The following is a 12509-nucleotide window of genomic DNA, read 5'->3' on the forward strand; positions in this document are numbered from 1 at the left end:
GGAGCTGGCTTGCCAGCGAAAGCGGTGTGTCAGGCGCCATTGATGATGGAGTTGACGGCCTCTTCGCTGGCAAGCCAGCTCCTACAGGGTTTGTGGTATGCCCTGTGTGTTTCAGTGCCGCCAGAAAAACCGAGCCAGTAGTGCATCGAGGCTGAGCTTGCCGCCACCCGACAACAACAGCGGTGTGAAGGCGACCAGGTAGATCAACGGCAACTTGAAGTTGCCGTAGCCCTTGTTGCTGATGGCGTAACCTTGGGCGAGTTCACTCAAGGTGTGCCAGTCGGCGGGCCAGTGCACGGCGGCGGTGGCGACGACGGTGACCACGATCAGGCTGAAGGCTGAAAAGCGTGTGCCCAGGCCGATCAATAAGGTGATGGCAAAGACCAGTTCGGCCCACATCGACAGTTCCCAGTTCAGCGTCGCCGAAACGTGGTTGAACGGAAACGGAAAGCGGTTCTGGATATCGGCAAACCAGTTTTGGCCGTTGAATTTCTCCAGTCCGGACTCGAAGAATTCCCAGGCCAGTAACACCCTCAGCGCCAAGGGCGCAATCCAGTCGCCGGCACGGTCGAGGTTCAGGTGAAGGCTTTTGACGGCCGAAGCCATTGAGTGGGTCATGGTGGTGTTCCTTGCATTGAATGAGTTGAGCGCCTGGATCGGCTGGATCAATCGACAGGCGTATTTCATCAATGGGGTGTATCTGCGGTGTGTCGTTGTGGCGGGGAATTGCTTGAGCGGTGTGTCGAGGGCGGGGTTGTACACACTGAGATACGAAACGGGTAGGAGCTGGCAAGCCAGCTCCTACAAGGTTCTCCGGTGTTTTCGGCATTGGTGTCCGGCGCTAAACGGGTAGGAGCTGGCTTGCCAGCGAACAACGATAACGCGGTCTACCGGTTGGGCACGCGCCACAAATACCAGCAGGCGACCGTGCGAAAAGGGCTCCACGCCAACCCGATCTCGATCATCTGCTTGCGCGTCGGCTGCACCTCCAGGCCTTTGAGCCGACGATAACCCTCACGCACACCAAAATCGTCGGCGGGCAAGATATCCGGCCGCTCCAGGCTGTAGATCAGCAGCATCTCCACGGTCCAGCGACCGACACCGCGCAACGTGATCAAACGCTCGATCAGCGCTTCATCGTCCATCGCCAGCGCCGTGGCGTAATCCGGTACCACGCCGTCCAGCGTCGCCTGGGCGATGCCCTGGATGGTCGCGATCTTGCTTGCGGAAAATCCACAACTGCGCAACTGCTCGAAATCGGTGGCGACGATTTGTTCTGGCCTCGGGAACGAACCCGAACCAAACAACGCCAACAGCCGTCCGACAATCGCATCGCCAGCCTTGGCATGCAGCTGCTGATAGGCAATCGCCCGCACCAGCGACTCGTAGGGGTCACGCGCCGGGTGCGGCTGATGCAGGCACGGGCCGATGGCCTCGATGTGGCGGCGCCAGTCGTCATCGAGGGCGGCCAGGAATTCACTGGACGCCCGATAGCCGTCGGACATGGCTCAGGCGTTCCCGGATGGTTTCAACAGGGCGTTCACCTCACCATAGGTCAAGGCTTTCAGGTCGTGGCTATCGAGCATGCCGGTTTGCAGAAAGCTCTTGGCGATACCGGCCATGGCGCCGTAGAGGAATTCGGCGATGCCGGAACCTGCGCTCAGGCGCCGTACGCCCAGCGCTTCAAGCGCTTCGGGCGACGGCAGGCCCGCACGCCCGAGCACATTCAGCGGCAGCGAAGTGCCCTGGCACAGCGCCTTGATTTCGTACTCGGCGCTAACACCGGCGGCAAACAGGCCATTGGCCCCGGCGGCCTGATACAGCGCGGCGCGCTTGAGGGTCTCGGCGACGCGGTCTTCGGCAGGCACCAGGCCCCGCAAGTAGACATCGGTGCGTGCATTGATGAACAGGTTGACGTTGCGCCGCTCGGCTGCCTCACGGGCGATTTCGATCTTGCGCACCAGCAACTCCGGTGGCGAGGAACCGTCCTCGATGTTGATCCCGACCGCACCCGCGGCAATCACTGCGTCAACCACCTGCGCCACCCGCTCCAGGTCATCGGAATAACCGGCCTCGATGTCGACGGTCAGTGGCGCCGAAATAAGCCGGGCAATCGACTCGACCGTCGACACCAGGCGTTCGAGGGGCAGGGTGTTGCCGTCCGGGTAGCCATGCACCCAGGCCACCGCCGCGCTGCTGGTGGCCACCGCCTTATTACCCAGTTGCTCCACCAGTCGCGCCCCGGCAGCATCGGCGACGTTGGTGAGGATCAGCAAACCCTGCTGATGCAGTTGGTGCAGTTGAGTGTCGAGCCTGTCCATCGAGCGTCCTTCCTTTAAAAAAACAGTAGAGATCAGAACGCCAATGGCTCGGTGAGTTGCACCGCGGCGTTCTCCAGCCTGAGCAGAAACGCCTTGCGCGGCTGGCCTCCAGCGTAGCCGGTCAGCGAGCCGTCGGCGCCGATCACCCGATGGCACGGCACCACAATCGATAAGCGGTTATGCCCGTTGGCCAGGCCTACCGCGCGGCTCGCACCGGGTTTGCCCAGGACCCTCGCGATGGCGCTGTAGGTGGTGGTCTGGCCGTAGGGGATTTTCGCCAGTTCGGCCCAGACCCGGCGCGAAAACTCACTGCCGGGCATGTGCAGCGGCACGCTGAACGCAGTCAGCGTGCCGGCAAAGTACGCAGACAATTGCGTTTCGATCTGCTGCAAATGTGCGTTGTGCCCCGGTGCCACCGCATAACCGAAACGGTTGTGCAGCGTTTCGACCTGCGGGCTCAACGATGGCTGATCGAGAAACTCCAGCAGCACCAGCCCACGCCGTTCGGCCATGGCAATCATCGGCCCCAATGGCGTGGTCAGGCGCGTGAACAACAGGGGTTCGCTGTTGGCGGCGCGGCCCGGGGTGATGTGAAACGACTTCTGGAAAGCGTCACGAAAACCGCTCAAGGATTCGTAGCCCGAATCGAATGCGGCGTCATCGATGGAGTCGCCCTGTCTGATCCCGCCCAACGCCATGCCCAGGCGCCGAGCGCGCAGCCAGGCGTGAAAGGTCATGCCGAAATGCTGCTTGAACCAGCGGCGTAGTTTCAGCGGTTCGATGCCTTCGGCCAGTAGCTGGGCGTCGGTCCAGCGTTGCTCTGGATTGGCGTCTACCGACTTGAACAGTCGCTGCACCCAGTCGGGTGCGCTGGCAGCCGTGTCCAGCGGTTTGCAGCGCAGGCAGGCGCGATAGCCCGCGGCCAGGCATTGTTCGGCGTTGGCAAAGAACTCGACATTCTCAGGCTTCGGGCTGCGTGCAGTGCATCCGGGGCGGCAGAAAATGTGTGTGGTCTTGACCGCCGTGAAGAACACACCCTCGTAGGACGTGTCTCGCTCGAGCATGGCGCGAAGCATCTCGGCACGGGGCGGCAGCAGCGTTTTTTGTAGGTTCATGGGCGCAGCTTAGATCGCGTCAAGATTAGTCTCCACCGGAAAATCGACAGAGAACTCCCGCACAGCTCTCTCTAGGAACGGACTTGACCGCGAAGGCGCCGGGTCAGCCAATATCCACGTGGCGGACACACCGCTTTTGCTGGCATGCCAACGCCGTATGTGACGGCATTGGGCGGGGTACACCAAAATGGCGAAAATGCAACATGTCTTTATCTTCATGTTGGGCAGTCGCGGCGGTGCCTACGCTAAGACGGTATCGGGCGCACCTTCCATCGTGGGCAAATTCCGGGAGCCATTCAATGAAATTGGATCTCGCTCTGCACAAGGACAATAACAATGCAGATCTGCTGCGCCTCGTCGCGGCCTGCGCGGTCATTTGGGGGCATGCCTATGCGCTTGTTCCAGGGTCTGTGACAACAGAGCCAATCAGGGAATTGCTGGGATTTGACTATTCGGGATCGCTGGCCGTTGAGTTCTTTTTTTTCTTGAGCGGCATTCTCGTCACCCATAGCTGGATCAATAACAGTTCACCCCTTCATTTCATCCTGGCCCGGTTTTTTCGGGTGTTCCCGGCCATCCTCGTGAGCGCAATTGCTTGCATGCTGATACTTGGGCCGATGCTCACCACACTGCCGCTCAATAGTTATTTCGCCTATGGCAGCACATTTGTATCGATATTGCGCCACCCCTATGTCGAGTACTCGCTCCCCGGCGTGTTTGAACACAGCAGCTACCCGCTGACCAATGGATCGATCTGGACGATCCGATACGAACTCATCATGTACGCCATGTTGCTGGCAGCAGGGCTCTGTGGGGTATTCCGTCATCGACTCCTCGCCACGGTGGCGCTCATTGCCGTACTGGTCACTTCATTGTTTTTTCCGCAATCGATCGAGCTGATTGGCCTGATGAACGTGGATATTGGTGGTCGCCTCCCGGCCTTCTTTGCCTTCGGGGCGCTTCTTGCGCTTTACAAAGACCAGACCTATATCGATTTCCGGGTGGTTTGCGGCTTGATCCTGTTTGCCTGGATTTGTCGGCATGGGCCGGCGTTCCAGTTTGCGTTTTATCCGGCATTCCTGATGACGGCGCTTTGGCTGATGACCACCGAGCCGATCAAGGCATTGCGACTTCCAGGCGACTTTTCGTATGGTGTGTATGTCTTCGGATGGCCCATACAACAGGTGATGGCCACCGAATTCCCGCAGTTTGGCATTCATGGTAACCAGGCGGTTACGATTGCCGCATCCCTCGCGTTGGCCAGTATTTCCTGGTTCATCGTTGAAAAGCCCTGTATCGGGTATGGGCGCCAGTTAAGTCAGCGCTTTGCCGGGCCCAACAGCCGTAAAGCGCATGCTCGATCACGTGCAGTCGCTGGCTTGCCAGCGAAGGCGGCCGATCAGCCAGTCTCCACGTCGCTGACCCGGCGCTTTCGCTCGCAAGCCAGCGCCTACGTTAAAAGCAGGTCCTTCACGTTCGATGAGCCATCAGCAATACCGAAGCCGCCGCTGACAACAATCCGGCGCAGCATCGATTGAATATCCGCTTGCCCGACGGTTTTGCGATCCAGCGACGCAGGTGCAGGCCCATGTAGGCATAGGCGCCGATGGCGATCCACTCCAGCCCCAGGAACAGCACGCCCAACACCGCGAATTGCGGCGCAATCGCGTGGGTCGAGTCGACGAATTGCGGCAGGAACGCGGTGAAAATCAGGATCGCCTTGGGATTGCGGAAGACGAACGTGATTTGGCAGTCGCAGCGCACATAAGGAAGGGCCGATTTCGACTCAAAACGGACGTACGCGAAACACTATCAATCAGTATGAAACTCAAAATTGTCCGCGTCCGTTTGACGAGGCGGAACCCTGGGCCTAGGGTTCTTGCAGACATTCATTTCGTTGGACAGGCGCGCTTCAGACAGCTTGCGCCCGTCGATACTCATGAAGGGACGCTCGTTATGACTTCACCACGTAGTTTTTTGTTATGTGTTCTGCCCTTGTGTATTGCACTCGGCAGCATAATGCCTGTGCAAGCCAGTACGCCGGATTTACTGCTAACCACACCTGCTACACCCGATGCCGTAGAAAAAGGGATGCAGGCTGATGGCTACAGTCTGGCGATCTCGGCTTACAACTGGGGTTATCCGCTGGTGCGCATGGAAAGAGTGGCACGTGAATACATCAGCGTTCCCTCACCCAAGCCCGACACGAGCTATCGCGCAGGTCTGAACCGGATCGGCTGGGCGACTTCGCTGGCGTCACCGTCAGCTAAGGACATGCCTACCGCCAACAATGACACCTACTACATGAGCGCGGTGCTGGATCTGACCGAGCCCTACGTGTTGACCGTGCCGGATACCCATGACCGTTACTACGTGGTCGATGTGTTCAACATGTGGCAAGAACTTGAGCACTATGTCGGGCGGCGTACGACAGGCACCAAGGCCGGAAAATATGTATTGGTGCCGCCAGGCTGGAAGGGCGAGTTGCCAAAGGACGCGAAGCGCCTCGATGTCTCGACCAAAAAAATCTGGCTATGGGGGCGCATTCACGTCAAGCAGGGTGAAGATGTGGCACCGATCCTCGCCTTGCAGAAACAGTTCAGTGTCGAGCCGTTGAGCGGCAAAACCCATAATGATGAAACCTTGCCTGCGTTGCCGCAGACCGGCGACGACCCACTGGGGTTCTTCACCGAACTGGCTTCGGCGCTCAAGGACAATCCGGTCAAGCCTGCCGACGCTGCCTTGTTTGCCCAGTTCGCTCGCATCGGCCTGACGGAAAAGGGCTTTTCACCCGATAAACTCAATCCGGCCACTCGCAAAGGCCTTGAAGCAGGTTTGAAAGATGCGCCCTACGTCGCGATCGCGTCGCTGGCCAGCACCTCGGAAGTGCGCAATGGCTGGAATTGGGTGACCGGTCTCGACAGTTTTGGTTATAACTACCCGTTGCGCGCCATGGTGGCCGGACCCTATTTGGGCGGTCAAGGTGAGCATGAAGCGATGTATCCGCTGCGCTTCACCGACAGCAAAAACCAGCCACTCACTGGCGCCAATCAATACGAAATCAAACTGACTTCGGCACCGCCGGTGAATGCTTTCTGGTCGCTGACCATGTATGACGCCAGCGACAAAATGTTGGTCGATAACGAGATTGGTCGCTACAAGGTCGGCCCAGATACGAAGGGGTTGAAGATCGCGGCGGACGGTTCGATCACCATTCCCATTTCCCACACAAAGCCGCAGGGTGAGAATGCCGCCAACTGGCTACCGGCACCCGAGGGCGGTTTCTACGTGATGTTACGTCTGTATCAACCTTCAGAAGATGTCCTCTCGGGCAAGTGGCAATTGCCCCAGCTGAACAAGGTCAATTAATTTAGGACGTTTTATTAATTAATCGGCCAATAGCTTCGACGGTCCGTCCGCTATGGGCCGATTCTGTTGAAAAAGTCGGCTATGGTTTTTTCGGCAGAAAAGTACGCGCGTGAGATTGAAATTTTTACTTTGAGCAGAGGAGTCGGGGCTCAGATTTCGCGTAGCGACGTGCATAAAAGGCGTTTCCAGCGGTCAGCAGGGGACCAGTCTGGAAAATCCGACTTTTTCAACAGAATCGTCCGAAAGTGGTCTATCGTTCGGATTCATATTGCCCATCATTAGGCTATCCGGCCGCCACCAGGAATTCCTGTCGGGCCAGTGCCAGGGTGCCCACCGGTGCGGTGCTGACCACGGTTTCGACGCCGGGGTCGGCGCGCCACAATTGCCAGGCAAGGTAGAACAGGTAGGCCGCGCCAAGGATCTTGATCGCATAGGACAACAGTTCAGACGTCTGCAACACCACGCCAACCCGGCTGACGCGAGGGCGATCATCCCGGCGAACGCCAGCAACCGGCCGATGCCGGCTACGCACGCAGTGCGGTAGCCATAGCGCTATTTAGCGAATTTTTTCGCCCCGGCTACACACACGATCACGGCGACGGTCACGCCCAGCATGCCGATACTCACTTGTTCATGCAGCAGTGTGGCGGCCAGGGTCAGCCCGAAAAATGGCTGGAGCAACTGCAACTGCCCAACTGCCGCGATCCCCCCTTGGGCCAACCCGCGATACCAGAACACGAAACCGATCAGCATGCTGAACAGCGAGACGTAGCCCAGGCTGAACCACGCCGGCAGGCTGATGCCGCTCAATGACGCTGGCAGACGCATCCAGGTCAGCGCGGCAACCACCGGCAACGACAGCACCAAGGCCCAGCAAATCACCTGCCACCCGCCGAGGGTGCGCGACAACTGTGCGCCTTCTGCATAACCGAGGCCGCAGGCGAGGATCGCCAGCAACATCAGGATGTCGCCTTGCGGTGAAGCAGTCAGGCCCCTGGAAAAGGCAAAGCCGACCACCAGCAGGCTGCCCAGCACCGAGAAAACCCAGAACGCCGCTTTGGGTCGTTCGCCACCGCGCAATACGCCAAACGCCGCCGTTGCCAACGGCAACAAGCCAACGAACACGATGGAGTGCGCAGAGGTCACGTATTGCAAGGCCAGCGCCGTCAGCAACGGGAAGCCGATCACCACGCCCAGGGCGACGATGACCAATGACAGCAGTTGATGGCGCGCCGGGCGTTTTTCCTTGAACAGCCAAAGCAAACACAGCGCTAGCACGGCCGCGATGGTGGCGCGGGCCACGGTCAAGAACACCGGGTCAAATTCCAGCACTGCCACCCGTGTCGCCGGCAGCGAACCGCTGAAAATCACCACGCCGATCAGTCCGTTGATCCAGCCGCGGGTGGTATGGTCGAGTGTCCCTTGTTGCAGGTTCGAAGTCCGTTCCATTTGGCTCACGCTCATTGTTGGGTTGCACGTGACCCATCCTATGAGTGAGGATCGATACAATCAATAAATTGTCATGGATACATCCGGACATGCCTCGATCCCGATACAAGACGCTGGTGGATGCCTTTGCAGCCGACATTCGCTCGGGGCGTTTGTCACCCGGTACCCGCCTGCCTACCCATCGGCAACTGGCCGCGGAACACGGTCTGGCACTGGTCACCGCCAGCCGGGTGTACGCCGAACTGGAAGTCATGGGCCTGGTCAGCGGCGAAACCGGACGCGGGACCTTCGTGCGGGAAACCTCGCTACCGCCGGGGCAGGGCATCTCGCAGCACGTGGTGGCGGCGGGCATGCTCGACCTGAATTTCAACTACCCGTCATTGCCCGGCCAGGCCGACCTGTTGCGCGCTGCATTGCGTCAATTGGCCTTGTCCGGCGACCTGGAATCCCTCCTGCGTTATCAGCCCCACGCGGGGCGCCTGCATGAGCGGGCCTCGGTCGCGCGGCACCTGGTCGAGCGCGGGTTGAATGTCGCGGCCGAGCAAGTATTGATTGTCAGCGGCGCCCAGCATGGGTTGGCCGTGGCGCTGATGACGTTGCTCAAGCCCGGCGATGTGATCGCCGCGGACGCGTTGACCTATCCCGGATTCAAGACCTTGGCCGAGACGTTGCACCTGGAAGTCTTGCCGATTCCAGTCACCGATACCGGGCCTGACCTGCCTGCCCTGGAAGGGCTCTGTCGCAGCCGTTCGGTGCGGGCGGTGTACGCGATGCCGACATTGCACAACCCTTTGGGCTGGGTAATGGACAGCGCTCAGCGCGAACGGTTGGTGACGATTGCGCGTGAACACGGCCTGACCCTCATCGAGGATGCCGCCTACGCGTTCCTCGCCGAAAACCCACCACCACCGTTGGCAGAGATGGCGCCAGAAAGGACGGTGTACGTGTCCGGCCTGTCGAAGAATATCGCCACGGGACTGCGCGTGGGTTTCATCGCCGCGCCTGTGCCGTGGATCGCCGCATTCGAGCGCACCATGATGGCGACGACTTGGAATACCCCCGGTGTCATGACAGCCCTGGCCACCGCCTGGCTCGACGACGGCACCGTCCTCAAACTGGAAGCGCAAAAGCGCGCCGACGCACAGGCCCGGCAAGCCTTGGCGCGGGAGGTGCTGGCAGGGTTGCGGACCGTCAGCCACCCGAATTCGTATTTTATCTGGTTACCGTTGACGCAAGACGCTCGGGCCGACCAGATCGCCATGGCGCTGAGGCGCGAGCAGGTGTCAGTGTCGGTGGCCGAGCCCTTTGCGGTTTCGGCGCATGTGCCCCATGCGCTGCGCCTGGCGCTGGGTTCGGTGGACATGGAGTCGCTGCGCGTGGCGCTGGTGAAAGTGAAGCGCATCGTGACCCTGTATTCATAGGGCAGTTTTGTTCAATACGCACACCGCTAGTCTCCTTATCGTGAGGGCCTGTTCAACTCGAAGGAAGTAGGTGTGCAATGAGTCTGATGATGTCCATGACGGCGTTTGCGCTGGTCGCTTCCATCACCCCCGGGCCGGTGAATATCGTGGCTTTGAGTTCCGGTGCGCGATTTGGCTTTCGGGCCAGCCAGCGCCATGTTGCCGGAGCCACCCTGGGTTTTGTCCTGTTGTTGGTGCTGATGGGCTTGGGCCTGCATGAGTTGTTGCAGCAGTGGCCGGCGTTGACCGAATGGGTGCAATGGGCGGGGGTGGCGTTTCTGCTGTATATGGCTTTTAAGCTGGCGGCCGACAACGGGCAGGTGCAGGCCAATGAGGCGGCGCAGGCCCCATCGATGCTGTATGGCGCCATCATGCAATGGCTCAATCCCAAGGCTTGGCTGGCCTGCGTGGCCGGCATGGGGGCGTTCGTCGCCGATGGTGAGGCGCGCCTGGTCTGGCAGTTCGCGGCGATTTATCTGGTGATTTGTTATGCGTCGGTGGGTTGCTGGGCCTACGCCGGGACGTTTTTGCGCGGTTTCCTGAACAATCCGGCGGGCATGCGCTTGTTCAATCGCGCCATGGCGTTATTGCTGGTTGTGAGTGCGGTGTATCTGTTGTTGCCTTAGTTGTGGACGAACGAGGTTTTGTGGCGAGGGGGCAAGCACCCTGGCCACAGGTATCGCGTCAAGATTACGAGTTCAGCCAAACCCTCACCCCCGATACTGCCCCGGCGTCGCCGCCAGATGCTGCTTGAACGCCCGTTGAAAATGCGCCTGGTCAGCAAATCCCGCTTCCAGTGCCACATCGGCAATCAGCTTGCCGCTGCGCAATTGATCCTGGGCGAACTGGATGCGCCGGTTCACCAGGAACGCGTGGGGCGTCATGCCGTAATGCTGTTTGAAGGCGCGAATCAGGTAGGACGGCGAGAGTTGCGCCGCCTCGCAAATGTCCTCGAGCTTGAGCAGTTGCGTGCAATGCTCGCGGATGTAATCGGCCGCACGTTCCAGCTTGAAATTGGGCTCGCGCAGCGGTTGCTCGGCCGGGTTGAGCCGCAGTTGGACGTCGGTAAAGAACTCCACTGCCACGCTGTGCTTGCGCAGGACAGCCTGCTGCGGGTCGACCAACACCTCATACAACTGAGCAAGGCCGGCAAACAGCTCGGGGTCCCGCGTGTGGGTCAGCGAGAAACGGCGAAACGCCGCGTCGTCGCTGAACCCGAGCTGATGCTGCAAATCGGTCAGCCAAGGCGCATCGATGTACAGCATCAGGTACGACCAGGGCTGGTCTTCGATGGGGTTGCAGGCGTGCACGTCGCCGGGGTTCATCAACACGACGGTGCCGACGTCGACCTCGAACGCCGATTGCTCATGGAGGTAGGTGCTGCGCCCGGACGTGATCGCGCCGATGGAAAAGTGTTCGTGGGCATGCCGGGTGTAACAGACCTCGCGCCCGTCGGCGATGGCGCGGGCCTCGATGAAGGGCAGGGCGTCATCGCGCCAGAAGCGCGGGGCCTGGTCGGCGTTCTTGGCAACGGCGTGCTTCATGCTCACTCCTGGGCAGTTCAGTACCGGAGTGTATTATCTCTCGCCGTCAAAGGCTCGTTGCAGTGCGGCGATATCGAGCTTTTTCATCTGCATCATCGCCTGCATGGCGCGCTGGGATTTTTTCGTGTCGGGGTCCTTGAGCATGTTCATCATCGCGATGGGGACGATTTGCCACGACAGCCCGAACTTGTCCTTGAGCCAGCCACATTGCTGGGCCTCCGGCACGCCCCCAACCGACAGCTCGCCCCAGAAATAGTCGACCTCTTCCTGGGTGTCGCAATTGACCTGAAACGAAACCGCTTCGCTGAACTTGAACATCGGCCCGCCATTGAGCCCGGTGAAGCTTTGCCCGTCGAGCTCGAAACTGACGGTCATGACCGAGCCTTCAGCCCGGCCATGGAACTCGAAACCGGCGTGGCCGTAGTGGGTAATGGCAGTGATTTTCGAATGATCAAAGATCGAACAATAGAATTTCGCCGCCTCTTCGGCCTGGTCGTCGAACCACAGGCAGGGCGTGAGTTTTTGTACGCGTTGCATGGTGCCAGCTCCTCTGCAAAATGCGAATGTTCCGGACTTTCAGCGTAGTCAGCGTCTGCCAGGTTGGCCGTACCGTAGATCGATAAAAAATTTCGTGAAGCGCGTGGAGGTAGTCTTAATGATGACCGGTGGTCGATGCATCACGGTCTGCTCGGAAAATTGCGCTTAGCTGTAGGGATAACCGAGGCGCGCGCAGGTCGAACAAGGCTGCAGCGACGCCCCTTCAGATCACCGTGAGTCTGAGGAACTGCGCCATGCTGACCCTGAACATCAATGGCCAGGATCAGGAGCTCGATGTCCCCGCTGACATGCCGCTGCTCTGGGTCTTGCGCGATGTCGCCCACCTAACCGGTACCAAGTTCGGCTGCGGCATGGCCCAATGCGGGGCCTGCACCGTGCACGTCGATGGCGCACCGTTGCGCTCCTGTATCACGCCGGCCACGCTGGTGGCCCACGGGCAAAAAATCCTCACCATCGAAGGCCTTTCGGCCGACGGTTCGCACCCTGTGCAACAGGCCTGGGCAGAACTCGACGTGGTCCAGTGCGGTTACTGCCAGTCCGGGCAGATCATGTCCGCCGCGGCGTTGCTCGCGAAGATTCCCAAACCGACCGACAGCGACATCGATCAGGCGTTGTCCGGCAACATCTGCCGCTGCGGCACTTACCCGCGGATTCGTGCGGCGGTCAAACGCGCCGCCGAGCTGGGTTGAGGTG

Annotated in this window: 12 protein-coding genes and 2 pseudogenes; 5 read left to right on the plus strand and 9 right to left on the minus strand. The window is 59.9% G+C overall.

The window, feature by feature from the left end; genetic code table 11:
- Positions 1–111: 111 nt before the first annotated feature.
- The 4 genes from J1D76_RS23145 to J1D76_RS23160 form a co-directional block, all read right to left on the minus strand.
- Complete coding sequence (locus tag J1D76_RS23145; protein ID WP_421140653.1) at positions 112–618, minus strand: DoxX family protein; 507 nt, start codon at positions 616–618, stop codon at positions 112–114.
- 269 nt (positions 619–887) lie between these two features.
- Positions 888–1505, minus strand: a complete 618-nt coding sequence (locus tag J1D76_RS23150) for a DNA-3-methyladenine glycosylase family protein (RefSeq protein WP_421140654.1) — start codon at positions 1503–1505, stop codon at positions 888–890.
- Between the two features lie 3 nt (positions 1506–1508).
- Entirely contained in the window at positions 1509–2321 is an 813-nt protein-coding gene (locus tag J1D76_RS23155) for an isocitrate lyase/PEP mutase family protein (RefSeq protein WP_421140655.1), read from the minus strand.
- A gap of 32 nt (positions 2322–2353) precedes the next feature.
- Complete coding sequence (locus tag J1D76_RS23160) at positions 2354–3436, minus strand: bifunctional transcriptional activator/DNA repair enzyme AdaA (protein ID WP_421140656.1); 1083 nt, start codon at positions 3434–3436, stop codon at positions 2354–2356.
- A gap of 299 nt (positions 3437–3735) precedes the next feature.
- Here J1D76_RS23160 and J1D76_RS23165 point away from each other — a divergent pair, with 299 nt between their 5' ends.
- Positions 3736–4974: an acyltransferase family protein gene (locus J1D76_RS23165; protein ID WP_421140657.1), complete on the plus strand. Its 1239-nt coding sequence runs from the start codon at positions 3736–3738 to the stop codon at positions 4972–4974.
- On the opposite strand, the pseudogene J1D76_RS23170 reads toward J1D76_RS23165, so the two are convergent.
- Positions 4907–5164 (minus strand): annotated as a pseudogene (locus tag J1D76_RS23170) (LysE family translocator); the annotation flags it as partial. The gene J1D76_RS23165 and the pseudogene J1D76_RS23170 overlap by 68 nt on opposite strands.
- Before the next feature lie 228 nt (positions 5165–5392).
- Between J1D76_RS23170 and J1D76_RS23175 the strand changes: the two are divergent.
- Entirely contained in the window at positions 5393–6805 is a 1413-nt protein-coding gene (locus J1D76_RS23175; RefSeq protein ID WP_421140658.1) for a DUF1254 domain-containing protein, read from the plus strand.
- A gap of 286 nt (positions 6806–7091) precedes the next feature.
- On the opposite strand, the pseudogene J1D76_RS23180 reads toward J1D76_RS23175, so the two are convergent.
- Both J1D76_RS23180 and J1D76_RS23185 read right to left on the minus strand, forming a co-directional pair.
- A pseudogene (locus J1D76_RS23180) lies at positions 7092–7357 on the minus strand (LysE family translocator); the annotation flags it as partial.
- Positions 7358–8254 carry a DMT family transporter gene (locus J1D76_RS23185; RefSeq protein WP_421140659.1) on the minus strand — a complete coding sequence of 299 codons (897 nt, stop codon included), beginning with the start codon at positions 8252–8254 and terminating at the stop codon, positions 7358–7360.
- Between the two features lie 89 nt (positions 8255–8343).
- Between J1D76_RS23185 and J1D76_RS23190 the strand changes: the two genes are divergently transcribed.
- Positions 8344–9675, plus strand: coding sequence for a PLP-dependent aminotransferase family protein (locus J1D76_RS23190; RefSeq protein ID WP_421140660.1), 1332 nt, complete (start codon positions 8344–8346; stop codon positions 9673–9675).
- A 77-nt stretch (positions 9676–9752) separates the two neighbouring features.
- A complete protein-coding gene (locus J1D76_RS23195; RefSeq protein WP_421140661.1) occupies positions 9753–10340 on the plus strand; it encodes a LysE family translocator in 588 nt (195 codons plus the stop codon).
- Positions 10341–10424: 84 nt separating this feature from the next.
- Here the strand turns inward: J1D76_RS23195 and J1D76_RS23200 are convergent, their stop codons facing one another.
- Positions 10425–11258, minus strand: a complete 834-nt coding sequence (locus tag J1D76_RS23200) for a helix-turn-helix domain-containing protein (protein WP_421140662.1) — start codon at positions 11256–11258, stop codon at positions 10425–10427.
- A gap of 33 nt (positions 11259–11291) precedes the next feature.
- A complete protein-coding gene (locus J1D76_RS23205; protein WP_421140663.1) occupies positions 11292–11795 on the minus strand; it encodes a VOC family protein in 504 nt (167 codons plus the stop codon).
- 254 nt (positions 11796–12049) lie between these two features.
- Here J1D76_RS23205 and J1D76_RS23210 point away from each other — a divergent pair, with 254 nt between their 5' ends.
- Positions 12050–12505 (plus strand): (2Fe-2S)-binding protein, encoded by a 456-nt coding sequence (locus tag J1D76_RS23210; protein WP_421140664.1) that lies wholly within the window; start codon positions 12050–12052, stop codon positions 12503–12505.
- Positions 12506–12509: the final 4 nt, after the last annotated feature.

Origin of the sequence: Pseudomonas sp. NFX15, from assembly GCF_049132105.1 — a bacterium.
GTDB lineage: Bacteria > Pseudomonadota > Gammaproteobacteria > Pseudomonadales > Pseudomonadaceae > Aquipseudomonas.